Origin of the sequence: Delftia sp. K82, assembly GCF_002193035.1 — a bacterium.
In the GTDB taxonomy this organism is placed as follows: domain Bacteria; phylum Pseudomonadota; class Gammaproteobacteria; order Burkholderiales; family Burkholderiaceae_C; genus Comamonas; species Comamonas acidovorans.
Genome location: NZ_MYFL01000004.1, coordinates 23,907 through 49,612, shown reverse-complemented (window position 1 = coordinate 49,612; position 25,706 = coordinate 23,907). Strand labels below are relative to the sequence as shown.

The following is a 25,706-nucleotide window of genomic DNA, read 5'->3' as shown; positions in this document are numbered from 1 at the left end:
AACGCTCCAAACACGCTTTTTGCAAGGCATCTCTCCCATGCGTTTTCTTTCCCAGACCCATTGCTGCGCAGCTGCCGCTGTGGCGCTGGCCTTGCTGGCCACCACAGCCCAGGCGCAAGGCCTGCGTGTTCCGGGCCAGTCCAGGGCGCCCCAGGCCGGCGATGCCTCCGTCTCGCGTGCGCTGGACGCCACCAACCTGCCCTCGTCGCGCGATCGCGGCACCAAGGCAGGCGTGCGCTCGGCCGATTACATCGTCGCCGTGGTCAACTCCGAGCCCGTGACCAACAACGAAGTGCGTGCCCGCATGGCGCGCGTGGCGCAGAACATTGCCGAGCAGGGCGGCCAGATGCCGCCCGAGGCGCTGCTGGCCCGCGAGGTGCTGGAGCGCCTGATCGTCGAAAAGGCCCAGCTGCAGGAAGCCAAGGACACGGGCCTGCGCGTGGATGACTACGCCGTGGACCAGGCGCTGACCAATGTGGCTCGGCAAAACGGCCTGGACAAGGCTGGCCTGCAGTCCCGCCTGCGGGCCGAAGGCGTGAACGAAAAGCAGTTCCGTGAAGAGCTGCGCCGCCAGATCACGCTGCAACGTCTGCGCGAGCGCGATGTGGACGGCCGCGTGCGCGTCACCGATGCCGACATCGATCGCTACCTGGCTGAGCAGCGCAGCGGCGGTGCCGACAAGGCACCGGCCGCCGTGAACCTGGGCCACATCCTGATTTCCGTGCCCGAGAACGCCAGCCCCGCCGAAGTGGCCGAGCGCGAGGCCCGCGCCAAGCAGGCCGCCGAGGCCGCCCGCACGCAAGGCGACTTCCTGGCCGTGGTCAAGGAGTTCTCCGATGTGCCCGACGGCCAGGGCGGCGGCGCCATGGGCATGCGCCCTCTGGACCGCTATCCCGAGCTGTTCACCAAGGCCGTGGGCCAGACGGCGCAGGGCGGCATCGTCGGCCCCTTCCGTTCGGGCGCGGGCTTTCACGTGCTCAAGGTGCTGGAGAAGTCGCAGGCCGGCATGCCGTCCGTGGTCACGCAAAACCATGCGCGCCACATCCTGCTGCGCATTGGCGACCAGATGACCGAGGCCGATGCCGCCAAGCGCCTGGCCGACTACAAGCGCCGCGTGGACAGCGGCCAGGCCAGCTTCGAATCGCTGGCCCGCGAGTTCTCGCAGGACGGCAGCGCGCGCAACGGCGGCGACCTGGGCTGGGCCTCGCCCGGCCAGTTCGTGCCCGAGTTCGAGCAGGTGCTCAATGCGCTGCAGCCCGGCCAGGTCAGCGACCCGCTGGTCTCGCGCTTCGGTGTGCACCTGATCCAGCTCATCGAGCGCCGCCAGGCTGCGCTGACGCCCCGCGAGCAGCGCGACATGGTGCGCAACGTGGTGCGCGAGCGCAAGCTCGAAACCGACTACCAGACCTGGCTTCAGGAACTGCGTGGCCGCGCCTATGTCGAGTACCGCGAGCCTCCGCAATAAGACACCCCCCGAGCAGCTGCGGCTGCGGCAGTCCACAATGGAAGGCGGTGCCATGGCGCACCGCCTTGCTTTTTCTATGAAACACATTCCTCGCAAACGCTTCGGCCAGAACTTCCTGACCGATGACGGCATCATCGACGGCATCGTGAGCGCCATCGACCCCCGGCCGGGCCAGTCCATGGTCGAGATCGGGCCGGGCCTGATGGCCCTGACCCAGCCCCTGGTCGAACGCCTGGGCCGGCTCACCGTGATCGAGCTGGACCGCGACCTGGCCGTGCGCCTGCGCCTGCACGAGCAGCTCGACGTGGTCGAGTCCGACGTGCTCAAGGTGGACTTCCGTGCCATTGCCGCGCGCCTGGGCGTGCCCAAGCTGCGCATTGCGGGCAACCTGCCCTACAACATCTCCAGCCCCATCCTCTTTCACCTGCTCGAGCAGGTGGACGTGGTCGAGGACCAGCATTTCATGCTGCAAAAGGAGGTCATCGACCGCATGGTGGCGTCGCCCTCCACGGCCGCCTATGGGCGGCTGACGGTCATGCTGCAGTGGCGCTATGCGATGGAGAGCGTGCTGTACGTGCCGCCCGAGAGCTTCAATCCGCCGCCCAAGGTGGACAGCGCCGTCGTGCGCATGGTCCCGCGCGAGGCGCCGGCGGCCCTGGACGCGAAGCTGCTGGAGGAGATGGTGCAGGTGGCCTTCAGCCAGCGGCGCAAGATCCTGCGCAACACGCTGGGGCGCTGGCTGGAAGCCAAGGGATTTGACGGGGAATTCGACCTGCAGCGCCGCGCCGAGGAAGTGCCGGTGTCCGAATACGAGGCACTCGCCGCCCGGTTTACGCGCGCCTAGGCACGGCGCCCAGCGACTGCAGAGCCCACAGCACCCGATTGGGCGCTGTGGGCTCTGGGCAATCAATGTCCTGCGCTTACAGGAACGAGTAGAAGCAGCGGAACGGAATCTTGCGCTCGGCCCAGTACTCGGCCGCGTCGCGGAAGCTGTCCAGCAGCTGCTCGCGCACTTCCTTGTCGAACTTGGGCGTGGTCGGGATCTGGTCGAGCACGAGCACAAAGCCCGGCTGCGGGCCGGCCTTGTGGATGGGGTCGGTCAGGCAGTCGTAGAGCGCGTCGAAGTTCTTGCCGAAATGCGCGGGGAAGAAGAACTGCGTGGCCAGCAGTTCCAGGATGTCGGCCTTGGTCTGCGCATGGGCCAGGTTGGCATACAGAAAATGGCACCCCAGCGTCTCGGCCGCCTGTTGCAGATCCTCCACCCTGTAGGCGCGGATCGACTGCACGATGTTGGCGCGCACGTTCCGCAAAGGGGTGTCGGGGATCTTACGAAGTGGTGCATCCATCTCCGTGGCTCTTTCTCTAACGTGGATGTGGCCTGCGGGGACGGGCTCAAGGCCTTCGGTATCCCTGGGCTGTGGATGAAATGCAGACCCCTGCCAGCGCACTGCGTCGGACACGGAGGGTCGAACTGGCTGTAGAGACTGGGTCGAGGTCATTCGATGATCTTGCGAAAGCTGCTGTAGTGGTCGCTGGTGTAGTAGCAGGCATCGGGCTGCTGGGGCTCTCCGCCGCAGACGATGCGGCGGGCTCCACGGTCACGCGAACCGGGCGTGCGCACCGTGTACTCACGGTAATAGCCGCGCGACTGGCGCGGCAGGATGCGCTCGCGGTTGCCGAACACCGTGCCGTCCTTGTCGTGGGCAAAAGGCCCGCCGCGCAGGATCAGCGTATACGTGGAACGGCCTTCGCGCGGCAACTCGGACAGAGCGACGGTGGCCACGGCCGCCGTCGTCTCCACGCTCTCGGGCGCCGAGCGGCGCGCATCAGCGAGCGAGGGCGACAGCACAAAGGCGGCCCCGACGATGAGCGCTAGACCGGACTGGTACGCCTTGGCGGCGGCTGCCTTCAGCATCAACTACACCTTTCAGAAATCCAGGGAAGCCCTGAAATCTCGACCCGCTAGTGTGACGGAACACCCCTCAAAATGCAAGTTCTGCCCAAAAAACAGGCAGCTTGACCAAGGAAATGTCTGGGGATTGAACAGTGGGCAGGCAACTCTGCGCCTGAGTTGCCTGCTATTCAATGAAGATGCCGCCCGTTGTCAAAAAAAGCGCGCGCGGCCAAAAAACCAGGGGCGCCGAGCGAGAGCCGCCTCGCGGCGAGGGCGCCGTCCCCCTCCCCCGCGAAGCGGGTAGAGAGGGGGAAGCCGCGAAGCGGCTCAGGGGGTGCTTAACGGTTAGCGTTAGCGTCCGCCACCGTCAGCGCCGTCATGTTGACGATGCGGCGCACCGTCGTGCTCGGCGTGAGGATGTGCACGGGACGGGCGGCGCCCAGCAGCACGGGGCCGATGGCAATGCCGCCGCCAGCGGCCTGCTTGAGCAGGTTGTAGCTGATGTTGGCCGCGTCGATGTTGGGCATGACCAGCAGGTTGGCGTTGCCCAGCAGCGTGCTGTTGGGCATGAGCTGGGCGCGGGCCTTGCCGTCCAGGGCCACGTCGCCGTGCATCTCGCCGTCCACTTCCAGCCACGGGGCCTGCTCGCGCAGCAGCTCCAGGGTCTGGCGCATCTTGACGGCGCTGGGCTGGTTGCTGGAGCCGTAGTTGGAGTGCGACAGCAGGGCGGCCTTGGGCTTGACGCCGAAACGCATCATTTCCTCGGCGGCCATGATGGTGATCTCGGCCAGCTGCTCGGCCGTGGGGTCGTAGTTGACGTGGGTGTCCACCAGGAAGACCTGGCGGTCGGGCAGCAGCAGGCCGTTCATGCAGGCATAGGTCTGCACGCCGGCGCGGCGGCCGATCACCTGGTCCACATACTGCAGGTGGTGCGATGTCTGGCCCCAGGTGCCGGTGATCAGGCCATCGACTTCGCCCTTGTGCAGCAGCATGGAGCCGATCAGGGTCAGGCGGCGGCGCATCTCGATCCGGGCGATGGGCACGGTGATGCCCTTGCGCTCGGTCATGCGGTGGTAGGTCTGCCAGAAGTCGCGGTAGCGCTCGTCGTGCTCGACGTTGACCACGTCGTAGTCCGTGCCTTCCTTCAGGCGCAGGCCGAATTTCTCGATGCGCTGGGCAATGATGGCCGGGCGGCCGATCAGCGTGGGGCGCGCAATGCGCTCGTCCACCACGATCTGCGTGGCGCGCAGGATGCGCTCTTCCTCGCCCTCGGCGTAGGCCACGCGCTTCTTGGCGGCCTTCTTGGCCGCGGCGAACAGCGGCTTCATCATGGTGCCCGAGGCGTAGACGAAGGTCTGCAGGTGGGCGCGGTAGGCATCCATGTCCTGGATCGGGCGCTGGGCCACGCCGCACTCGGCGGCAGCCTGGGCCACGGCCGATGCGATCTTCATCATCAGGCGCGGATCGAAGGGCTTGGGGATCAGGTACTCAGGGCCGAAAGTCAGTTGCTCGCCCACGTAGGCGGCCGCCACTTCCTCGCTTTGCTCGGCCTGGGCCAGTTCGGCGATGGCGTGGACGGTGGCGATTTCCATCTCGGTGGTGATGGTGGTCGCGCCGCAGTCCAGGGCACCGCGGAAGATGTACGGGAAGCACAGGACGTTGTTGACCTGGTTGGGGTAGTCCGAGCGGCCCGTGGCGATGATGGCGTCGCTGCGCACGGCCTTCACGTCTTCGGGAATGATCTCGGGGTTGGGGTTGGCCAGCGCGAAGATCACCGGACGCGCGGCCATCTTGACCACCATGTCCTGCTTGAGCACGCCGCCGGCCGACAGGCCCAGGAAGACGTCGGCGCCTTCAATGACCTGGCCCAGCGTGCGCAGCTCGGTGGCGCGCGCGAACTGGGCCTTGTCCTCGTCCATCAGCTCGGTGCGGCCCTCGTAGACCACGCCGGCCAGGTCGGTGACGAACACGTTCTCGCGGCGCAGGCCGACCTTGAGCAGCAGGTTCAGGCAGGCCAGGGCGGCGGCGCCCGCGCCCGAGGCCACGAGACGGACCTCCTCGATCTTCTTGCCGGCCACCTTGAGCGCGTTGACCATGGCCGCTGCCACGGTGATGGCCGTGCCGTGCTGGTCATCGTGGAAGACCGGGATCTTCAGGCGGCGGCGCAGCTCGCGCTCCACGAAGAAGCACTCGGGTGCCTTGATGTCTTCCAGGTTGATGGCGCCGAAGGTGGGCTCCAGCGCGGCGATCACATCGACCAGCTTTTGCGGGTCCTTCTCGTTGATCTCGATGTCGAAGACGTCCACGCCCGCGAACTTCTTGAACAGGACGGCCTTGCCTTCCATCACCGGCTTGGAGGCCAGGGCGCCGATGTCGCCCAGTCCCAGCACGGCGGTGCCGTTGGAGATCACGGCCACCAGGTTGCCGCGCGCCGTGTACTTGAAGGCGGCGGCCGGGTCCTTGACGATCTCTTCGCAGGGCGCTGCCACGCCGGGCGAGTAGGCCAGGGCCAGGTCATGCTGGTTGGCCATGGGCTTGGTCGGCACGATGGTCAACTTGCCGGGCTTGGGAAACTCGTGGTACTCGAGTGCGGCACGGCGCAGCTGGGCACGTTTATCGGAAGGGGTCGGGGCCGTGTTGTCGGACATCAAGCGTCTCCAGCGAAGGCATGGCCAACGCACGCGCGGATCAGCCCGCGTGCCGTCGGCCGAGGTAGGGGGGAACCGATTGTAGGCCGACAGGCAATAGCCGGGCCCTGCTGTGAAACTGTTGTGATGCCTGGTTGCCCAATGCCCCGCGGCGGCGGCGGTCTTTGCTTGCGCGCCGCCGCAAAGCCGGGCAATCACATGGCGTCCATCAGATGGCGTCCAGCGGAAACACCGGGCGGCTGATCCGGGCGAACGGAAAGCGCGAATAGTCCGAGGTGGTCACGCCGGGGCTGTCGCACTCGACCAGGCCGGCGGACAGCGGCACGAAGACGGGCCGGCAGTACATGCGCGACTTGAGCAGCACGAAGCGAAAGCGCGTCGGGTCCATGCCCACGCAGTGGAACACGCCCAGGTCCCAGGGCTCGTGCGTCTGCTCGGTGATCACGATCTGCGCTGCGCCCGTGTCCAGGCAGACCGTGCGGCCCATGTGGCAGCGCTGGCCCGTGTAGATGGGGCCGCTGACCGTGTAGGCGCCGTCGCTGACGGCGCGCACCGTGCCGCGCAGCCGCAGCGGCTGCTTGTGCAGGCCTATGTGCTCCAGCGATACCTTGTTGCCCAGCGCGATCTCCACTTCGGCGCCTTCGCCGGCCGCCGTGAGCGAGGCAACCGCTTCGGGGTCGCACAGCGGGCCCACGGCAATGCCTGACAGGCCCAGCTCCAGCGCGGTCTGCAGCACGTCCATGGTGTCGCAGGTGCCGCCGGACATGCAGTTGTCGCCATGGTCGAGCAGCAGCACGGGGCGGTCGGCGCCTTCGGCCAGGGCCTGGGCGCGGCGCAGCGAATCGGCCAGCGGCTCGCTGCGGTAGATGAAGTCGGCGCGGCGCTGCCAGATCCGGGCGGCCAGCGCGTCCACGCTCGCCTGGGTGGCCGCGCGCTTGTCGGTGCGACAGGTGGCGACCACGCTCACGCAGGGCGCGGCGATGTCGGCCAGCGAAAAGCCGCCGAACACCGAGACCGCGGGCAGGCCCTCCGCTTCCAGGGCGCGCGCTGCGTTCACGGCGTCCAGCATGGGGCCGTCCAGCGTGGTGCTGCGCAGCGTGTGGCTCATCAGGGGCAGGCGGTGCCAGCACACGGCATAGCGCGCGCGGCCGGCCAGCATGTCCAGCAGCAGGCGGCCCGCGTGCTCGCCGGTCTCGTACATGTCGATGTGCGGATAGGTCTTGAAGCCGACCATCACATCGGCATTGCCCACCATTTTTTCGGTGATGTTGCCGTGAAGGTCCAGCGCCACGCCAACGGGCACGCCGGGCGCGGCGGCGCGCACGCGTTCGAGCAGGTCGCCTTCGCCGTCGGCGCTGTTCTCGGCCACCATGGCGCCGTGCAGGTCCAGCAAGATGGCATCGCAGCCCGGCGCGGCCGCCACGATGCGGTGCGTGAGTTCGTCGTAGGCGGCCGCATGCACGGGGCCGCTGGGATTGGATGTGGCCGATACCGGCGTGACCAGGGTGGCGCCCGCCGCCTCGGCCAGGTCGATGAAGGCGGCCATGGCCGTGCGCATGCCCTTGTTGGCTGCGTAGGCCGCCTCGCCATAGGTGGGCGCAAACGCCTCGATGGGCGTGGGTACGGGCGAGAAAGTATTGGTCTCGTGGTTGAGCCGGGCAATCAGGATCTTCATGCCGGCACCCCGCCGTCCGCTGCCTGCACCACGCCCGCGGCCGCCAGCATGGCGCGCAGCAGCACGTTGCAGCCGGCCTCCAGGTGGGCGGGCTCGGCATCCTCGATCTCGTTGTGGCTGATGCCGTCGGCGCAGGGCACGAAGATCATGGCCGCAGGCGCCACGCGGGCCAGGTAGACGGCATCGTGGCCCGCGCCGCTGACCACGTCCATGGCGCTGTAGCCCAGGTCGGCGGCATTGGTGCGCACGGCCTCCACCAGGTGCGGCGTGAAGGGCTGGGGCGGGAAGTAGACGACCTGCTCCACGCCAATGGTCACGCCACGCGCGGCCGCAATGCGCTCGCAGGCCGCGCGCAGTGCGGCGTCCATGTCCAGCAACTGGTCGTCGTCCGGCGCGCGCAGGTCCACGCTGAGCTTGACCCCGCCCGGGATCACGTTGCGCGAGTTGGGAAACACCTCCAGCGATCCCACGGTGCCGCGCGCATGCGGCAGGCGGTCCAGGGCGATGCGGTTGACCTCGGCCACGATGCAGCTGGCGGCCAGCAGGGCGTCGTGGCGCAGCTCCATGGGCGTGGGGCCGGCATGGGCCTCCATGCCCTGCACGCTGACGTCGTACCAGCGCTGGCCCAGCGCGGCGCTGACCACGCCGATCACGCGTTCATGGTTTTCCAGCACCGGGCCCTGCTCGATATGGGCTTCGAAATACGCGCCTACCGCGGGCGCCGGGCCGGCCGGCCCGGCATAGCCGATGGCGCGCAGCGCCTCGTCCACGCTCACGCCCTGGGCATCGCGCTGGGCCAGCGCATGCTCCAGCGTGAAGGCATTGACGAACACGCCCGAGCCCATCATCACGGGCACGAAGCGCGAGCCTTCCTCGTTGGTCCACACGGCCACTTCCACCGGGGCGCGCGTGCGCACACCGCCATCGTTGAGCGTGCGCAGCACCTCCAGCCCGGCCAGCACGCCGTAGTTGCCGTCGAACTTGCCGCCCGTGGGCTGGGTGTCGATGTGGCTGCCCGTCATCACGGGCGGCAGCGAATCGTCCAGGCCCGCGCGCCGCGCGAAGATGTTGCCGATGGCATCGACGCGGATGCTGCAGCCGGCCTCGCGCGCCCACTGCACGAAGAGATCGCGCCCCTGGCGGTCCAGGTCCGTCAGCGCCAGGCGGCACACGCCGCCCTTGGGTGTGGCGCCTATGCGCGCCAGGTCCATCAGCGATTGCCACAGGCGGGCGCCGTCGGTGCGCAGCCCGGCCGCAACGGCGGTGGCGGCAAGAGGGGTACTGAGATCCATGAATGACTCCTGGGAATGCGAAAAGCGGTGGATCAGGCGATCCCTACACCGAGATACCGGTCCTTGATGGCGTCATCGGCCAGGAAAGCGGCATTGCCTGCCTCGTGCGCAATCGCACCCTGTTCGATGATGTAGTGGCGGTCGGCCAGCTGGGTGCAGACCTCCAGGTTCTGCTCCACCAGCAAGATCGCCACGCCAGCGGCCTTGATGGTCTTGAGCTGGGCCACGATCTCCTCCACGATCACGGGCGCCAGGCCCTCGACGGGCTCGTCCAGCATGAGCAGGCGCGGCGCGTTCATCAGGGCGCGGCCTATGGCCAGCATCTGCTGCTCGCCGCCCGACAACTGCCCGCCGCCGTTGCCGCGCCGCTCCTTGAGGCGCGGGAAGATGCGGTAGATGTCGGCCAGCTGCCAGGGCGAGCGTTTGCGCTGGCCCAGCAGCAGGTTCTCCTCCACCGTGAGCAGCTTGAAGATGCCGCGGTGCTCTGGCACCAGGCAGATGCCGCGCTGGGCCACCTGGTGTGTGGCCAGCCGGTGCACGGGTTCACCGCCGAAGCGGATCTGCCCCTGCGAGGGCTGCATTACCCCCGCGATGGACTTGAGCGTGGTGGTCTTGCCCGCGCCGTTGCGGCCCAGCAGCGTGACCAGCTCGCCGTCCTGCACCTGCAGCGACACGCCCTGCAGCACATGGCTCTTGCCGTAGTGGGCGTGTATGCCCTCGACCGAAAGCAGGGGACCGCTCATGCCTTTCCTCCCGTGATCATGTTGCCCAGATAGGCGCTGCGCACGCGCTCGTCGGCGCGGATCTCGTGGGGCAGTCCTTCGGCCAGCACGCGGCCTTGCTGCATGACGGTGATGGTGTCGGAGATGTCCATGACGATGTTCATGTTGTGTTCGATGAGGACCACGGTGTGCTCGTCCCTGAGGCCCTGGATCAGGCGCTTCATCTCGTCCAGGTCGTCGATGCCCATGCCCGAGGTCGGCTCGTCCAGGAAGATGGCCTTGGGCCGTGCGGCCAGGGCCATGCCCACCTCCAGCCGCCGCTGCTGGCCGTGCGAGAGGTTGCCGGCCGGCGTGTCCGCGTGGCGCTCCAGGCCCAGGCGCGACAGCACGCTGGCCACGGTGTCGGCCAGGGCGCGAGCACCCACGGGCGCATTCCAGCAGTCCAGCGCCCTGGCGGGCGCCACGCCCTGCGCGGCCAGGCGCAGGTTCTCGCGCACGGGCAGGGTCAGGAACAGGCTGGTGACCTGAAAGGACCGTGCCATGCCACGGCGCACGCGGCGGTGGTCGGGCTCGCGCGTCACGTCGTGGCCGTCGAAGACGATGCGCCCGCCGCTCACGCTCTTGGTGCCAGTGAGCATGTGGAACAGCGTGGTCTTGCCCGCGCCGTTGGGGCCGATCACCGAGTGCACGGTGTGGGCGCGGACCTTGAGGTCCACGCCGCCCAGGGCGACGAACTTGTCATAGCGTTTCTCGACGCCCACGGCTTCGAGCAGGATGGGAGATGCTGCGGCGCTCATGCCTGGCCTCCTTTGGTTTCTGCAGCGGCCGCCTCGGCATCTGCCGGCCCTTTGCGGCGCACCAGGGCCCACAGGCTCTCGCCCAGGCCCCACAGGCCGCGCTGCAGGCCCAGGCTCACGATCATCAGCACCACGCCCAGCAGTAGCAGCCAGCGCGGCCACAGGGTGGACAGCCAGTCGCCCAGCAGCACATAGAAGGCCGCGCCCAGCACCGAGGCCAGCAGGTTGCCCGTGCCACCGATCACGGTCATCACCAGGATCATTTCGCTGGTGTGGTACTCGGCGTTGGACAGCGGGGCGATGCCCGTCATCATGGCGTGCAGCGCGCCGGCCAGGCCCGTGACCGCGCCCGAGATCACGAAGGCCTGCAGCTTCAGCAGCCTCAGGTCGTAGCCCACGGCGGCGGCGCGCTCCTCGTTGTCGCGCACGGCCAGCAGGGTGCGGCCGAACATGGAGTCGCAGACGCGGCGCAGCAGCCAGAACACCACCAGAAAGAGCACGGCCACAAAGCCGTAGTACTGCCAGGGCGTGGCCAGCGGCCACAGCGTCTGGCCGGCCACCGCGAGGGCGGGGCGGGGCACATCGAGCAGGCCGTTGTCGCCGCCGGTGATGTCCGTGGCCGAGTAGGCGATGAAGTAGAACATCTGCGCAAACGCCAAGGTCAGCATCACGAAGTAGGTGCCACGCTGGCGTATGGCCACCCAGCCGACGATGGCCGCGCCCACGGCTCCCATGGCCGTGGCGGCCAGCAGGGCCAGCGGCATGGGCAGGGGCCAGCGCGTCAGCAGCAGGGCGATGGTGTAGCTGCCCAGGCCGAAGAAGATGCCCTGCCCGAAGGACAGCAGCCCCGTGTAGCCCAGCAGCAGATTGCAGCCCATGGCCGCGAGGCCGAAGATCAGCACCTCGCTGGCCAGCGAGCCCGACTGCATGCACAGCGGCATGGCCACCACGATGGCCAGCGCGAGAAGGAGATGGGAATGCCTGGTCATGGTCTTCATCCTTTGCGGCCCAGCAGGCCATGGGGTCGCAGCAGCAGCACCGCGGCCATGGCCACGTAGATCATCAGGCGCGCGCCCTCGGGCCACAGCGTGCTCATCACGCTTTGCACGATGCCGATCAGCAGGCCGCCGACCAGGGCGCCGCCGAAGCTGCCCAGCCCGCCCACGACCACGATCACGAAGGCCACGCCCAGCGCCTCCACGCCCATGAAGGGCTCGGCGCCGCGTATGGGCGCGGCCAGCACGCCGGCCAGCGCCGCCGTGGCCGCGCCCAGCGCGAACACCAGGCTGAAGATGCGCAGCACGTTCACGCCCAGCAGGGACACCATCTCGGTCGATTCGCTGCCCGCGCGCACCGCGCTGCCCAGCCGCGTGCCCTCCAGCAGCCACCACAGCAGCACGGCCAGCACGGCAGTGAAGCCGATCACGAACAGCCGGTACTTGGGATAGACGAAGCTGCCCCACATCACCACGCCCTGCAGCAGATCGGGCACGGCCACGCTGTCGCCCAGCGGGCCCCATTGCACGATCACCAGCTCCTGCACCACCAGGGCCAGGCCCACGGTGACGATGATGTGGAACTCATGCGCCTTGGCATACACATGGCGCAGCATGAGCTTTTCCACCAGCCAGCCCAGCGCGCCCACGGCCAGCGGCACCACGACCAGGGACAGCCAGAAGCTCATGCCCCAGCGCGTCATCTGGTAGCAGAAATAGGCGCCCAGCAGGTAGAAGGCACCGTGCGCGAAATTCACGAAACGCAGCAGGCCGAAAACGATGGACAGGCCCACGGCCAACAGGAAATACAGCATGCCTATGCCGATCCCGTTGATGGTCTGAAGCAGATAGATGCTCATACAGGGTCCGAAACGATGGACGAAGGAGGCGAAGTGCCCGGTGGCTCTGAAGCACGCCGGTCATGGTGCTGTGCCTATGAAACTGGCGCGGCCTAAGTGAGGGACACCGAGGAAGGGCCGCCCCGCACCGAGGGTGTCGTCCCCCTCCCGCGAAGCGAGAGAGGGGGAAGGCGCGCAGCGCCTCAGGGGGTGCCTTTCATCTCAGACCAGCTTGCAGCCGGTCTGATCAATGGGGAGGAAGGACTTGCCCGAACTCACCACATCCACGTAGTCGTCCTTGTTCTTCATCTTGGACTTGGCCTTGCCCTTGAGCAGGTAGTAGCTCTTGAGCACCTGGTGGTCGGCCTTGCGCACTTCTTCCTCGCCCGTCAGGCCCTGGTACTTCATGCCTTCCAGCGCGGCGACAACGGCCTTGGGGTCGGCCGTGCCGGCCTTGATGATGGCGTCGATCATCAGCTTGGTGCAGATGTAGTGGCCGGCCAGGCTGTAGTTGGGATTGGCCTTGAACTTGTCGTTGCAGCGCTGCACCAGGTCGCGGTTGAGCGGCGTGTCCACCGTGTGCCAGTACTGGGCGCCGAAGTACACGCCGTCGCACAGGTCGGCGCCCAGCGATTCGAACTGCTCCAGCCCCGAGGCCCAGGCGATCAGGATGGTCATGTTCTTGTTCATGCCGAAGCTGATGGCCTGGCGCAGCGTGTCCGAGGACTGGGCGCCGAAGTTCAGCAGCAGCAGCACGTCGGGCTTGGCGGCCACGGCATTGGTCAGGTAGCCGCTGAACTCCTTTTCGGTCAGCGAGTGGTAGCTGTTGCCCACATGCTCGATGCCCTTTTCCTTGAAGATGTTCTTGGCCGCCGTCAGCAGGCCGTCGCCGAACACGTACTGCGGCGTGATGGTGTACCAGCGCTTGGCCTTGGGCAGGGATTCGACCAGCGGGCGCACGGTCTGCTCGATGGCGCCGAAGGTGGGCGCCGACCAGCGGAAGGTGGCGCTGTTGCAGTCCTTGCCCGTGATCTCGTCGGCGCCTGCGGTGGTGATGAAGATGCCGCCGGTCTTCTCGGCCTCCTTGCCCATGGCCAGTGCCTCCGACGACAGGATGCCGCCTGCGAAGAAGCGCGTGCCCTGCTGCTGCGAAGACTCCTGCAGCTTGCGCACGGCCGTGGCGGGCTTGCCCTCGGTGTCCAGCACGGTGTAGGCCAGCGGACGGCCCAGCGCCTTGCCGTACTGCTCTATGGCCAGCTTCATGCCCAGGTCCGCATACTTTCCGTTGGCCGCGAAGGCGCCCGACATGGGCACGGGGCAGGCGAACTGGATGCTGTCCTTGGACTGTGCCCAGACGCTGCGGCCCAGGCCCAGCGATGCGGGCAATGCGCCCAGTGCCGAGAGTTGCAGGAGGTGACGACGTTGCATGGGATCTCCGTGATGGGAACTGAAGGCGCGGCGGCCCGGGTACGCTTTTCAGAGCAAGTTGCATGCCAGTCGAAATGGGTGCGTGCAGGCTCCTTGATTCATATTTATAGTGATAAATAGAAGAAATAGGGCGCGTGCTAACCCTAGGCGGGCACGGCCACGCGCCATGGCGGTGCATACTGCACCAAACCCGCATGCAGACTGGGCGCGGACACGATCCGGTGCCCTTCCGGAGAACACAACAATGGATACACCCAAGTCGCCCTCCCTGGCAATCCGGCAGCTCAAGCGCCCGGATCTCGTGGCCCAGGAGATCAAGCGCCTGATCACCGAAAAGAACCTCAGCCCCGGCGACCGCCTGCCGCGCGAAAGCGAGCTGCAGGCACAGTTCCAGGTCAGCAAGGGCACGATCCGCGAGGCCCTCAAATCGCTGGAAGTGCAGGGGCTGATCACCATCTCCACCGGCCCTTCGGGCGGTGGCACGGTCGTCGAGGTGCCGCTGGACCGCACGCTGCAGTTCATGCAGAACTACCTGTTCTTCCAGGAGGTGACCATCGACGACATCTACACGGTGCGCCAGATGCTGGAGCCCGAACTGGCGGCAGGCGCCGTGCCCCATCTGACCGAGGCGGATTTCGACGCGCTGGAGCACAGCATCGCCTGCTGCGACCCCACGCAAAGCAGCGAGGACCTGGTGAGCCAGCGGCGCGAGGACGTGAACTTCCACGACATCCTTGCAGCGGCCAATCCCAACCCCTTCCTGCGCTTCACCTGCGAGCTCATCAACGAGATGATTCGCCAGCTCATCGTCTTCGCCAACCGCACGCCCCAGTCCGAGCACCGGCGCTTTGGCGAGGCCAATGCCCGGATCCACCGCGACATCGTGCAGGCCGCACGCGAACGCGATGCCGTGAAGGTGCATGCGCTGATGCAGCAGCACATGCGGGATGCAGCCAGCAGCGTCAAGCGCATGAAGGGCCGCATCCAGGGGCGGCTCATCCTGGATGCCGACAGCCTGCGCAGCCCGCGTCCGCAACGCGCCGTGCAGCCGGTAGAAAAGCCGGCGATGGCAGTGCCAAGGACTGCACCAAAAAAGGCAGCAGAGTCGGCACCCAGAACGGCAGCAAAGACGGCGCCAAAAACAACGGCAAGGCCGGCCGCAGAGACCACCGCAAAAGCCGTCGCAAAGACCAATGCAAAGCCCACTGCAAAGGCGGCTCCGAAGGCACCTCCAAAGGCGCCCGCCACGCCACCTTCCGTGCGTCCCGCCGCCGCACGCAAGCGCGCGGCCTCCTGAACTGTCCCGCGCCGGTCATTGCCGCCCCGCGCCACGCGTTTCGCGCCGCCCGCTGCTGGTATGCTGCCGCGCGCTCGGCCTTCACGCATTCCACCCCCCTCACGAGACAACAGCATGAGACAAACCCCTTTCGCATCTTCCCGTACCCCTGCCCTGTGGCGCGCCCTGGCCGGCGGCCTGGCGCTGGCGGCCACGCTGGCGGCGCCCCTTGCCCATGCCCAGGGCGCAGGCAGCTATCCGTCCAAGACCATTCGCCTGGTCGTGCCCTTTGCGCCTGGCGGCTCCACCGACATCCTGGGCCGCCTGCTGGCGCAAAAGATGGGCGAGAGCATGCACACCACGGTGGTGGTGGACAACAAGCCCGGCGCCAACGGCACCATCGGCTGCGACCTGGTGGCCAAGGCGCCGGCCGACGGCTACACCGTGGTGCTGGGCGATGTGGGCTGCATGGCCATGGCCAAGGGCCTGTACACCAAGCTGCCCTATGACCCGCTGCGCGACTTCGCGCCCATCAGCCTGGTGGCACGCAGCCCGCTGGTGCTCACCGTGGGCGCGCAAAGCCCGTTCCACTCGCTCAAGGAGCTGACGGCGGCGGCGCAGGCCCAGCCCGGCAAGCTCAACTACCCCTCGTCGGGCACGGGCGGCCCCAACCACCTGGGCGCCGAGCTGTATGCCATGCAGGCCAAGGTCAAGATCGGCCATGTGCCCTACAAGGGCAGTGCGCCTTCCGTGGTGTCGCTGGCCGCCGGTGAGACCGACTTCGGCTTTCTCACGGCCGTGACGATTGCCGCGCAGCTCAAGGCCGGCAAGGTGCGCGCCCTGGCCGTGGCCCACAACGAACGCCTGCAGTCCATGCCCGACGTGCCCACCATGTCCGAGGCCGGCCTCAAGGACTTCACGGCCGATGCCTGGTTCCTCGCGGCCGTGCCCGCAGGCACGCCCAAGCCCATCGTGGACAGGCTCTACGCCGAGATCGCCAAGGCCCTGCCCGCGCCCGAGGTCAAGGAAAAGCTGGACGCCATGGGCGTGCTGCCCTCGGGCCTCAAGCCCGATGCCTCGGCCCAGTTCCTGCGCGTGGAAGTGGACAAGTGGCGCGATGTGATCAAGAACGCGGGCATCACGCTGGACTGATTTCGCAGCCTTGCCGTTGCCATGTAAAAAGCCCCTGCGGCCTCACGGCCCAGGGGCTTTTCTCATGTGCCGGAGATGCTCAGTTCGTTTCCGTCAGGGCATCGCCCAGGGCGCTGACCAGCCGCTCGATCTCGGCCTTCTCGCTGATGAAGGGCGGCGCTATCTGGATGGTGTCGCCGCCGTAGCGCACGTAAAAGCCCTTGTCCCAGCACTTCATGGCGATCTCGTAGGGACGGCGGGCCGGCTCGCCGGGCAGCGACTCGATGGTGAAGCCCGCAGCCAGGCCGAAGTTGCGGATGTCGGCCACATGCTTTGCTCCCTTGAGGCTGTGCACGGCCTGCTCGAAGAACGGGGCCAGCGCGCGCACGCGGCCCGGGCCGTCCTCGCGCTGCAGCAGGTCCAGCGCGGCCACGCCTGCTGCGCAGGCAATGGGGTGGGCCGAGTAGGTGTAGCCGTGCGGGAACTCCAGCATGTACTCGGGGCCGCCCGCTGCCATGAAGGTGTCGTAGATCTCCTTGCTGGCCACCACGGCGCCCAGGGGTTGGGCGCCATTGGTCACCTGCTTGGCGATGTTCATGATGTCGGGCGTGACGCCGAAGGCCTCGGCCCCCGTCATGGCGCCGCAGCGGCCGAAGCCCGTGATGACCTCGTCGAAGATCAGCAGGATGTTGTTCTGCGTGCAGATCTCGCGCAGGCGCTGCAGGTAGCCGGCCGGCGGAATCACCACGCCGGCCGAGCCCGAGAAGGGCTCGACGATGACGGCCGCGATGTTGCTGGCGTCATGCAGTGCGATCAGGTCCAGCAGCCGGTCGGCCAGCGCGCGGCCATCGGTGGTGGGCATGCCTTTGTGGAAGGACCCCAGCGCCGGCTGCGTGTGCGGCAGATGGTCGGCCTCCACGCCCTGGCCGAAGGTCTTGCGGTTGCCCACCATGCCGCCGACGGAGATGCCGCCGAAGTTCACGCCGTGGTAGCCCTTCTCGCGCCCGATCAGCCGGGTCTTGCCGCCCTGGCCCTTGGCGCGCCAGTAGGCGCGTGCCATCTTCAGCGCCGTGTCGGCCGCCTCCGAGCCCGAGCCCGTGAAGAACACATGGTCCAGGCCTGCAGGCGTCAGCTCCTTGATCTTGTTGGCCAGCGCGAACGAGGCCGGGTGGCCGAACTGGAAGGCCGGCGCATAGTCCAGCTGCTGGGCCGCGCGGCCGATGGCTTCGGCGATCTCGCGGCGGCCATGGCCCAGGCCCGAGCACCACAGGCCCGACAGGCCGTCGAAGATCTTGCGGCCGTCGGCATCGGTGTAGTAGGCGCCCTGGGCGCTGGTGATCATGCGCGGGCGCGCCTTGAACTCGCGGTTGCCGGTGAAGGGCATCCAGTGGGCGTCAAGCCAGGCGGCATCGGTGCGCGTGGCGGCTGCAGTGCCTTGTTCGGTGGGAACCAGGGTCATGGTGATCTCCTCGGGCCGGGAAAGAAATAAAGGAACCGGCCCATTGTGATCGTGCCTTTTGATTTCTCGAAGTGCGTGATATCGAGGTTCACTTGCGGATTCCTGCAAGTGAACAAGGGCTTGCCGCTCCGGGCCCGGAGAGCGCGCATTGTGGGAATCCATGGCCGTCTCCGCCCTGGTGCTCGCCTATAGTGGCTCCCCTGTAGTGGTGGCCGGTTCAGGCGGGCACCGGGAGGCGAAGGGCGATGGCGGATTTTTCGATGGACAGCACCCCAGGCCGCCCGGCGCGGGACGGGCGCGCGCGCGCCGCGCTGGGCCAGTTGGGCGACATGGACCTGCGCCTGCTGCGCGTGTTCAAGGCCGTGGTCGAGTGCGGCGGCATGTCGGCTGCCGAGCTGGAGCTGAACATCGGCAGCTCCACGCTGAGTCGCCATATGAAGGACCTGGAGGAGCGCCTGGGCCTGACGCTGTGCCGGCGCGGGCGCGCGGGCTTCGCGCTCACGCCCGAAGGCCATCGCATCTACGAGGCCACCTTGCAACTGCTCGGTGGCGTGGAAGGCTTCCTGGGCCAGGTGGACGACATCCATGGTCGGCTGGCCGGCACGCTGGACGTGGCGCTGTTCGACAAGACCGTGGGCAATCCGCAGTCGCGCATACCCGAGGCGATCGGCGTTTTGCACGACCAGGCGCCGCAGCTGCATCTGCGCCTGCATGTGGCCTCCATCCAGGCCATCGAGCGCGGGCTGATGGAGGGGCGCTGGCAGGTGGGCGTGCTGCCATCGGCACCCAGTTCGGGCGCGCTGGACAGCGCCCGGCTGTTTGGCGAGCGCATGCAGCTGTACTGCGCCCCCGGCCATCCGCTGCATGGCGCCGACCATGGCGGGCTGGACTGGGACAGCCTGGGCGCACATGCCTTTGCAGGCCTGGGCTACCAGTCGCCCAACATGGCGCTCAGCCACCAGGCCGGCCTGCAACGCCAGGCCACGGGTTTTGACCAGGAGGCCATTGCCATGCTGGTGCGATCGGGCCGCTACCTTGGCTTTCTGCCCGATCACTATGCACAGGCCATGCAGGACCAGGGCCTGCTGCAGGCCGTGGCACCGCACCGCTTTTTCTATCTGTGCGATTTCTTCGCCGTCTGGCGCAATGCCGTGGCCCCTGGGCGTGCAGCCCGGGTCTTCATTGACGCCCTGCTGGCCGTGCACCATGGATGAACGGGTTCATCACAGCCTTGGAAAGAGGAAATTCACAGGTTTGATATCAGGATGTGCACAGGTTTTTGCACAGCTTGTACTCAGGTTTTTGCAGCGTATGCGCTTGACAATGTTTGGCATTGTGGCCGGGGCCAGGGCTTCAGTCCGCCCCGATTGCGCCGACATGCATGCATGGATTCCGTGTCGGCCCTGGGCCGTACGAGCAGCGCCTTGATACCAACGATTTCGCATTTCCCGGGTTCTTGCCACCATGCGCCGCCATGTCCACCTCTCTTGCCGCCACGGCAGGGCCGGGTTTCAGCCCGTGCCGCCATCGACCATCCTGGCCAGGGTCTCGGCCAGCCATTTCCCGAATGAGTCTGCGCCAAGGGGCTGCATGGCTGTCGGCATGGGCATGGGCAAGGGCATGTTCATCTCCGTGCTACCGGCAGGCTCAGGCTGCAGCCGTGGGCGGCGCCATCGCGGCGGCGGCATCGGCACGGCGGCGCAGGCCCCGTTCCCAGAGCTTTTCATGGAAGAAGAAGGCCACGGCCTGGACGGTGGGCTCCAGCAGGCTGAGCGTCAGCGCGGCCCAGAGGTTGCGGGTCACGGCATAGGCCACGGCCGCCGCCACCGTGACGTGGATGACGTAGTAGCTGGCGGTTTTCATCAGCGTGTGGCGGTGGTGGTGCAAGGTCTGGCGGATGCGGGTCATGGGGCTTTCCTCGGGGCTTTTCTCGTGATGAGACTCCATGCTAGGTGTGATCAATAGCTGCGGCCAATCGAAAATGAATATCAAAGACATGAAGACTATCGATGGCGGGCAGGCAGGTGCCGTGGCCCTGTGCCATTCAGGGGGGGCGCCATGAATTGGGACGAGATCTTCGTGATCGGATGGGCACCCCATCCGCAGTGGTTCCAGTGGCTGCATCCGGGCCTGGTGACGCTGTCGGTGGTGGTGGCCGTGGCCACGTCGATGATGGCCATGCAGATCGCGGGGCTGGCGCGCAATGCCGCCTCGCCCCGGATACGCCGCACCGGCGTGCTGACCGGAGCCTTCTGCCTGGGCGCCGGCATCTGGGCCATGCACTTCATCGGCATGCTCGCCTTTGTGCCCTGCACCTTCGGCGACTACGACCCCTGGATCACCGCGCTGTCCATGCTGCCCAGCATGCTGGCGTCCTGGCTGGCGCTGACGCTGATGGTGCGGCCCCGGCTGTCCGCCCAGGCGCTGGTCGGCGGCGGCGTGCTCATGGGGCTGGGCATTGGCTCCATGCACTACATCGGCATGGCGGCGGCCCAGACCTGGAGCCTGATGCTCTACGACCCCTGGGGCGTGCTGCTGTCGGTGATCGTGGCCGCCACCATGGCCATGCTGTCGCTGTGGGTGCGCTTTCGGCTGGGCAACACGGGCCGCCTGTGGCCCACCCTGGTGGCCGGCATAGTCATGGGCCTGGCCATTTCCTGCATGCACTATGCGGGCCTGTACGCACTGCGCCTCAAGCCCGGTATCGATGCGCTGGCGCAGCAGGAGGCGCCCACGCATGCGCTGCTGGTGTTCTCCATCGTGGGCGTGGTGGTGCTGGTCTTCGGCCTGGTGCTCGCGGTCAACATGACGCTGCGCTACCGCCAGATCTACCGGCAGGTCCAGCGCAGCGAGTCGCGCCTGCGCGCCGTGGTGGATACGGCGGTGGACGGCATCGTGATGATCGACGGGCGCGGCAGCATCGTCTCGTTCAACGGCGCGGCCGAGCGGCTGCTGGGCTGGACGGCGCAGGAGGTGCTGGGCCGCAGCGCCAGCCTGCTCATGCCCGCGTCGGGCTGCGATGGTGAGGGCGGCTCGCTGGAAAAGCAGCTGGCCGCGGGCTTTGCAGGCCTGCTCGGCTCCAGCCGCGATGTCCATGCCCTGCACAAGGACGGCACGCAGATCGCCGTGCGCCTGGCCGTGGGCCGTGTGGCGATTGCGGGCGATCCGCTGTTCGTGGGCTTTGTGACCGACATCCGCGAGCGCCGCCAGATGCTGCAGTCGCTGCGCCGCAGCGAGGAGCAGTACCGCACCCTGATCAACAACGTGCCGGGCACCACCTTCCGCTGCCTGTACGACGGCAAGTGGACGCCGCTGCTGCTCAGCCGCTCCATCAAGGAGCTGACCGGCTGGACGGAGCAGGACTTCACGGACGGACTCACGGGCTGGGACCGGCTCATCCATGCCGAGGACCGCGACCGGCTGGAGGCTGCGGTCTCGCATTCGCTGTCACGGCGCCAGACCTACAACGCCGACTACCGCCTGCTGCACCGCGACGGCAGCACCCGCTGGGTGTCCGAGACCGGGCGCGGCGTCTTCAACGAGCACGACGAGCTGACCTGGATCGACGGCGTGATCATGGACCAGACGGCGGCGCGCGCGCGCAATGCCGAGTTCGAGGGCACGGTGCGCGCCATCGACCTGTCGCTGGCTACCATCGAGTACGACCTGATGGGCCAAGTGCTGCGCGCCAACCGCAATTTCCTGGACCTGTTCGGCTACCGGCTCGACGAGGTCGCGGGCCGCCACCACGGCATGTTCTGCGAGCCCGGCTATGCCCACACGCCCGAGCATGTGCAGTTCTGGCGCCGGCTGGCCGAGGGCGAGTTCCAGGCCGGCGAATTCCTGCGCTGCGGGCGCGAGGGGCGGCGCATCTGGGTGCAGGCCACCTACAACCCCATACGCGACGCCGACGGCCGGCCCTACAAGATCGTCAAGCTGCTCACCGACATCAGCGCCCAGCGCAAGCTGGCCCAGGAGCTGGTGCTGGCCAAGGAGCATGCCGAGGCCGCCGCCGCCGCGCGCAGCACCTTCCTGGCCAACATGAGCCACGAAATCCGCACGCCCATGAACGCCATCATCGGCTTCACCGAGGCGCTGCGCGAAACCGCCCTGCAGCCCACGCAGGCGCGCTACCTGGACACGGTGCACTACGCGGCGCGCTCCATGCTGCGCCTGCTCAATGACATCCTGGACACGGCCAAGCTCGACAAGGGCGCGGTGGAGCTGGAGATCGAGGATTTCTCGGTGCGCGAGCTGTGCCAGCAGATCCTGGCGTCGCTGCGCATCACGGCCGACCGCAAGGGCCTGGACCTGCGCCTGGACTACGACCCGCACACACCGGCGGCCCTGCGTGGCGACGGCATGCGCGTGCAGCAGATCCTGGTGAACCTGCTGGGCAATGCCGTGAAGTTCACCGAGCGTGGCCATGTGCTGCTGCGCGTGCGCTACGAGCAGGGCGTGCTGCAGCTCGATGTGCATGACACGGGCATCGGCATCGCGCCCGAGAAGATTCACCGCATCTTCGACCCCTTCGCCCAGGCCGATGCCTCGACCACGCGGCGCTTTGGCGGCACGGGCCTGGGCACGACCATCTCGCGCCAGCTGGCCGAGCTCATGGGCGGCAGCATCCAGCTGCACAGCACGGTGGGCGTGGGCACGGTGTTCGAGGTGCGCCTGCCCCTGCCGGTCGGCGAGAGCCCGCTGTCCGAGCGCGGCGCGGCCAGCCGCGGCCTGCCGCCGCTGCACATCCTGGCCGTGGACGATGTGCCCGAGAACCTGGAGCTGCTGCAGATCAACTTCTCCAGCCAGAACCACCAGATGGCGCTGGCGCATGACGGCGCCGAGGCGCTGCGCTGCGTGCAGGCACAGGAGCCGCCCTTCGACGTGGTGCTGATGGACCTGCAGATGCCGGGCATGGACGGCCTGGCGGCGGCGCGCGCCATCCGCGTCTGGGAGCGGCAACTGCAGCGCCGGCCCGTGCCCATCGTCGCGCTGTCGGCCAGCGTGCTGGAGAAGGACCGCAGCGACGCCAGCGCCGCCGGCATGGACGGCTTTGCCTCCAAACCGCTGGACATGGCGCGGCTGCAGGCCGAGATCGCGCGGCTGCTGTCGCTGCAGGTGGCACTCAAGGAGGCCAGGCCGCCTGCGCCCGCCAGTGCCCAGGCGGGGCTGCCCGATGTCACGGTGGACTGGGCCTCGGGCATTGCGCTGTGGGGCCGGGTCGATCCGCTGGTGGCCGCCATTCGGCGCTTTCTGAATGAGCAGCTTGACCTGGCCGATCGCCTGCGCCGTGCCCTGCAGCGCCCGGGGACCGAAGCCCTGGTGGGCCTGGCGCACCGCGTGCGCGGCGCGGCAGGCAACCTGGGGCTGCAGGCCGTGTACCGCCTGGCATCGCGCCTGGAAGGCCATGCGCAGGATGGCGCCCCGCAGCCCCAGCTGCTTGCCCTCATCGACCAGTTGCAGCAGGCGCTGGATGCCGTGACGCAGGAGCTGCGCCAGCGCCATCCGGCCGCCATGCCGGTGGCCGAGGTCGCGGGCCAGGCGCTGCCCGGCGGCACGGCACCGGCGCCGCCCGTGGCCGATGCCGGGCCGCAGGGCGGCGCGTCCTGCCTGCCGGCCGATGCCCGGCCCTGGCTGGAGCGCATCGTTGCCGCATTGCAAAGCGGGGAGCTGGACGGGCAGGCCATGCAGGCCCTGGTGCGCATGCTGACGGCCGAACAGCTGCAACCACTGCAGCAGGCACTGGATAATTTCGACTTCGAGCGTGCGCAGGAATGCGCCCAGCAGCTGCAGCAGCAACTGCCCTCGATCGATGGAGACAGAGCATGAATGCGCCCAATCTACTGGCAACGGACAAGCGCCCGCGCCTGCTGCTGGTCGATGACGACCCGACCAACCTGCATGTGCTGCGCCAGATCCTGGGCGAGGACTACCGGCTCTCGTTCGCCACGGACGGGCGCAAGGCACTGCAGCTGGCACAGCACCAGCCGGACCTGATCCTGCTGGACATCATGATGCCCGAGCTGGACGGCTACGCCGTGTGCCGCCAGCTCAAGGCACAGGCCGACACCGCCCGCATCCCGGTGATCTTCATCACGGCCCTGTCGGACGGGCAGGACGAGGCGCTGGGCTTTGCCTCCGGCGCGGTGGACTACATCGTCAAGCCCGTGCGTGCGCCCGTGGTGCGCGCGCGGGTGCGCAACCACCTGTCGCTGGTCAAGCTCGACGAGTTGCGCAGCACCCGCCTGCAGATCGTGCAGCGCCTGGGCCGCGCGGCCGAGTACCGCGACAACGAAACCGGCATGCACGTGATCCGCATGAGCCACTACGCAAAGACGTTGGCGCTGGCGGCCGGCTGCACGGACGAGTGGGCGGACGACCTGCTCAACGCCGCGCCCATGCACGACGTGGGCAAGATCGGCATCCCCGACGCCATCCTGCTCAAGAACGGCCCGCTGACGGCCGAGGAATGGACGGTCATGCGCCGTCATCCGCAGATCGGCGCCGAGATCATTGGCGAGCACGACTCCCAGGTGCTGCAGATGGCCTACAGCATTGCGCTGACCCATCACGAGAAATGGGACGGCACGGGCTACCCGCAGGGCCTGGCGGGCGAGGACATTCCGCTTGCCTCGCGCATCGTGGCCGTGGCCGACGTGTTCGACGCGCTCACCACGGAGCGCCCCTACAAGCACGCCTGGACCGTGGACGACGCCATGGAGCACATAGAGCAGCAGGCCGGCGCCCACTTCGACCCGCGCCTGGTGCCGCTGTTCATCGGCCTGCGCCCGCAGCTGGAAGACATACGCGAGCGCTGGAAGGATTGACTGCACCGGCAGCACCGATTCCGGCAGGGCATGCTGGGGCATGGGCCATCGCTTACCCTGGCGGGCCTGCCATCGGCGCTCAAATGACTTGTCCATGTCTTCTCCCCCGCCCCTCGCTGACCGCTTCCATGTCCGCGCACTGACCGCTGCCGACCTGTCCGACCTGCTGCACATCCAGCTGGCCTGCTATGGCGCGGACTATGCCGAGAGCGGCGAGGTCTTTGCGCGGCGCCTGGCCAGCGCGGCGAACTGCTCGCTGGCGCTGGAGCAGGGCGGCCGGGTGCGCGCCTACCTCGCGGCCTACCGCAGCCGGATGGCCAAGATCACCCCGCTGCACGGTGACTTCGAAGCCGTGGAGCAGGCTGACACCCTCTACCTGCACGACATGGCCGTGCACCCCGACGCTGCAGGCCAGGGCCTGGCGCGCGCGCTGCTGGCGCCGCTGTGGGACAGGGCGCGTGCCGAGGGCCTGCGCCACACGGCCCTGGTCTCGGTGCAGGGCTCACGCGGCTACTGGGAGCGCCATGGCTATGCCGTGCAGGCGCTGGTGAACCCGCTGCAGCAGCAGCGCCTGGACAGCTATGGCGATGGTGCGCTGTACATGGTCCGGCCGCTGTAGGGCGCGGTGTCGCGTGGGTGGCCGGCAGGGCGTGTTGAGGGCGTGTTGATGGGGTTTTGGCCGGGGACGTGCTGGCCGCCTCTGGTCATAATGCGCGCCATGCCCGATCGCTGGAAACCCAATGTCACTGTGGCGGCCATCATTGAGCGCGATGGCCGTTTTCTGCTGGTGGAAGAAGACACGGCCGATGGCGTGCGCTACAACACGCCCGCAGGCCATCTCGACCCGGCCGAGTCGCCCATCGCCGCCTGCGTGCGCGAGGTCGATGAGGAAACCGCGCACGACTTCGTGCCCACGGCCCTGGTCGGCATTTACCTGAACCGCTTCGTGCGCACGCGCACGGGTTCGGACATCACCTATCTGCGTTTTGCGTTCACGGGCGAGCTGGGCGACTTCCGGCCCGGCCAGCCGCTGGACGACGGCATCCTGCGCACGGTCTGGATGACGCTGGACGAACTCAAGGCCTGCGCAGCCCAGCACCGCAGCCCGCTGGTGATGCAAAGCATCGAGGACTACCTGGCCGGCCGCCGCTACCCGCTGGAGCTGATCCATACCGATCCCAGCGTGATGCAGGCTCCGCAGCCCCACTGAGTCACCAAGGCACCGAGCACCATGCCGGCCCTGTCTGTCACAAAACGC

At 67.8% G+C, this 25,706-nt stretch carries 21 protein-coding genes; 9 read left to right on the top strand and 12 right to left on the bottom strand.

The features are described 5' to 3' along the window. Nucleotides 1-37: 37 nt before the first annotated feature. Together KDK82_RS23620 and rsmA are read left to right on the top strand one after the other, a co-directional pair. Nucleotides 38-1,465, top strand: coding sequence for a peptidylprolyl isomerase (locus KDK82_RS23620; protein ID WP_088166388.1), 1,428 nt, complete (start codon nucleotides 38-40; stop codon nucleotides 1,463-1,465). A 76-nt stretch (nucleotides 1,466-1,541) separates the two neighbouring features. Then, nucleotides 1,542-2,309 carry a 16S rRNA (adenine(1518)-N(6)/adenine(1519)-N(6))-dimethyltransferase RsmA gene (gene rsmA / locus KDK82_RS23615; protein ID WP_034397468.1) on the top strand — a complete coding sequence of 256 codons (768 nt, stop codon included), beginning with the start codon at nucleotides 1,542-1,544 and terminating at the stop codon, nucleotides 2,307-2,309. A 76-nt stretch (nucleotides 2,310-2,385) separates the two neighbouring features. Here rsmA and KDK82_RS23610 read toward each other — a convergent pair whose 3' ends face one another. The 10 genes from KDK82_RS23610 to KDK82_RS23565 all read right to left on the bottom strand — a co-directional run bounded on the left by KDK82_RS23610 (nucleotide 2,386) and on the right by KDK82_RS23565 (nucleotide 13,755). Beyond that, a complete protein-coding gene (locus KDK82_RS23610; protein WP_013804792.1) occupies nucleotides 2,386-2,811 on the bottom strand; it encodes a barstar family protein in 426 nt (141 codons plus the stop codon). A gap of 149 nt (nucleotides 2,812-2,960) precedes the next feature. After that, nucleotides 2,961-3,380, bottom strand: a complete 420-nt coding sequence (locus KDK82_RS23605) for a ribonuclease domain-containing protein (protein WP_013804791.1) — start codon at nucleotides 3,378-3,380, stop codon at nucleotides 2,961-2,963. Nucleotides 3,381-3,697: 317 nt separating this feature from the next. Next, a complete protein-coding gene (locus tag KDK82_RS23600; RefSeq protein ID WP_012207827.1) occupies nucleotides 3,698-6,007 on the bottom strand; it encodes an NADP-dependent malic enzyme in 2,310 nt (769 codons plus the stop codon). A 208-nt stretch (nucleotides 6,008-6,215) separates the two neighbouring features. Continuing rightward, on the bottom strand, nucleotides 6,216-7,682 hold the full coding sequence (locus tag KDK82_RS23595) for a M81 family metallopeptidase (protein ID WP_088166387.1): 1,467 nt from the start codon (nucleotides 7,680-7,682) through the stop codon (nucleotides 6,216-6,218). Continuing rightward, entirely contained in the window at nucleotides 7,679-8,974 is a 1,296-nt protein-coding gene (locus KDK82_RS23590) for a Zn-dependent hydrolase (protein ID WP_088166386.1), read from the bottom strand. The genes KDK82_RS23595 and KDK82_RS23590 overlap by 4 nt, the downstream gene beginning before the upstream one ends. 32 nt (nucleotides 8,975-9,006) lie before the next feature. Further along, the gene (locus tag KDK82_RS23585) at nucleotides 9,007-9,717 is read right to left on the bottom strand and encodes an ABC transporter ATP-binding protein (protein ID WP_013804788.1); all 711 of its coding nucleotides are present in this window, start codon (nucleotides 9,715-9,717) and stop codon (nucleotides 9,007-9,009) included. Beyond that, the gene (locus KDK82_RS23580; protein ID WP_012207823.1) at nucleotides 9,714-10,493 is read right to left on the bottom strand and encodes an ABC transporter ATP-binding protein; all 780 of its coding nucleotides are present in this window, start codon (nucleotides 10,491-10,493) and stop codon (nucleotides 9,714-9,716) included. Before KDK82_RS23580 ends, KDK82_RS23585 begins: the two co-directional genes overlap by 4 nt. Then, nucleotides 10,490-11,482: a branched-chain amino acid ABC transporter permease gene (locus KDK82_RS23575; protein WP_016447228.1), complete on the bottom strand. Its 993-nt coding sequence runs from the start codon at nucleotides 11,480-11,482 to the stop codon at nucleotides 10,490-10,492. Before KDK82_RS23575 ends, KDK82_RS23580 begins: the two co-directional genes overlap by 4 nt. A 5-nt stretch (nucleotides 11,483-11,487) precedes the next feature. Further along, the gene (locus KDK82_RS23570; RefSeq protein WP_012207821.1) at nucleotides 11,488-12,348 is read right to left on the bottom strand and encodes a branched-chain amino acid ABC transporter permease; all 861 of its coding nucleotides are present in this window, start codon (nucleotides 12,346-12,348) and stop codon (nucleotides 11,488-11,490) included. Nucleotides 12,349-12,549: 201 nt separating this feature from the next. Then, nucleotides 12,550-13,755, bottom strand: coding sequence for an ABC transporter substrate-binding protein (locus KDK82_RS23565; RefSeq protein ID WP_088166385.1), 1,206 nt, complete (start codon nucleotides 13,753-13,755; stop codon nucleotides 12,550-12,552). A 244-nt stretch (nucleotides 13,756-13,999) separates the two neighbouring features. Between KDK82_RS23565 and KDK82_RS23560 the strand changes: the two genes are divergently transcribed. Beyond that, on the top strand, nucleotides 14,000-15,052 hold the full coding sequence (locus tag KDK82_RS23560) for an FCD domain-containing protein (RefSeq protein WP_088166384.1): 1,053 nt from the start codon (nucleotides 14,000-14,002) through the stop codon (nucleotides 15,050-15,052). 114 nt (nucleotides 15,053-15,166) lie between these two features. Beyond that, nucleotides 15,167-16,183, top strand: a complete 1,017-nt coding sequence (locus tag KDK82_RS23555; RefSeq protein ID WP_013804784.1) for a tripartite tricarboxylate transporter substrate binding protein — start codon at nucleotides 15,167-15,169, stop codon at nucleotides 16,181-16,183. 79 nt (nucleotides 16,184-16,262) lie between these two features. Here the strand turns inward: KDK82_RS23555 and KDK82_RS23550 are convergent, their stop codons facing one another. After that, the gene (locus KDK82_RS23550; protein ID WP_088166383.1) at nucleotides 16,263-17,621 is read right to left on the bottom strand and encodes an aspartate aminotransferase family protein; all 1,359 of its coding nucleotides are present in this window, start codon (nucleotides 17,619-17,621) and stop codon (nucleotides 16,263-16,265) included. A 245-nt stretch (nucleotides 17,622-17,866) separates the two neighbouring features. Between KDK82_RS23550 and KDK82_RS23545 the strand changes: the two genes are divergently transcribed. Beyond that, nucleotides 17,867-18,835, top strand: coding sequence for a LysR family transcriptional regulator (locus KDK82_RS23545; RefSeq protein ID WP_088166382.1), 969 nt, complete (start codon nucleotides 17,867-17,869; stop codon nucleotides 18,833-18,835). 433 nt (nucleotides 18,836-19,268) lie between these two features. Here the strand turns inward: KDK82_RS23545 and KDK82_RS23540 are convergent, their stop codons facing one another. Then, nucleotides 19,269-19,529, bottom strand: a complete 261-nt coding sequence (locus tag KDK82_RS23540) for a DUF2061 domain-containing protein (RefSeq protein ID WP_013804781.1) — start codon at nucleotides 19,527-19,529, stop codon at nucleotides 19,269-19,271. 150 nt (nucleotides 19,530-19,679) lie between these two features. On the opposite strand from KDK82_RS23540, the gene KDK82_RS23535 reads away from it, so the two are divergent. The 4 genes from KDK82_RS23535 (at nucleotide 19,680) to KDK82_RS23520 (ending at nucleotide 25,658) form a co-directional block, all read left to right on the top strand. Further along, nucleotides 19,680-23,450, top strand: coding sequence for a PAS domain S-box protein (locus tag KDK82_RS23535; RefSeq protein WP_088166381.1), 3,771 nt, complete (start codon nucleotides 19,680-19,682; stop codon nucleotides 23,448-23,450). Continuing rightward, on the top strand, nucleotides 23,447-24,448 hold the full coding sequence (locus tag KDK82_RS23530) for an HD-GYP domain-containing protein (RefSeq protein WP_012207812.1): 1,002 nt from the start codon (nucleotides 23,447-23,449) through the stop codon (nucleotides 24,446-24,448). Before KDK82_RS23535 ends, KDK82_RS23530 begins: the two co-directional genes overlap by 4 nt. 94 nt (nucleotides 24,449-24,542) lie before the next feature. Beyond that, the gene (locus KDK82_RS23525; protein WP_179217968.1) at nucleotides 24,543-25,067 is read left to right on the top strand and encodes a GNAT family N-acetyltransferase; all 525 of its coding nucleotides are present in this window, start codon (nucleotides 24,543-24,545) and stop codon (nucleotides 25,065-25,067) included. Nucleotides 25,068-25,157: 90 nt separating this feature from the next. Further along, the gene (locus KDK82_RS23520; protein WP_012207810.1) at nucleotides 25,158-25,658 is read left to right on the top strand and encodes an NUDIX hydrolase; all 501 of its coding nucleotides are present in this window, start codon (nucleotides 25,158-25,160) and stop codon (nucleotides 25,656-25,658) included. Nucleotides 25,659-25,706: the final 48 nt, after the last annotated feature.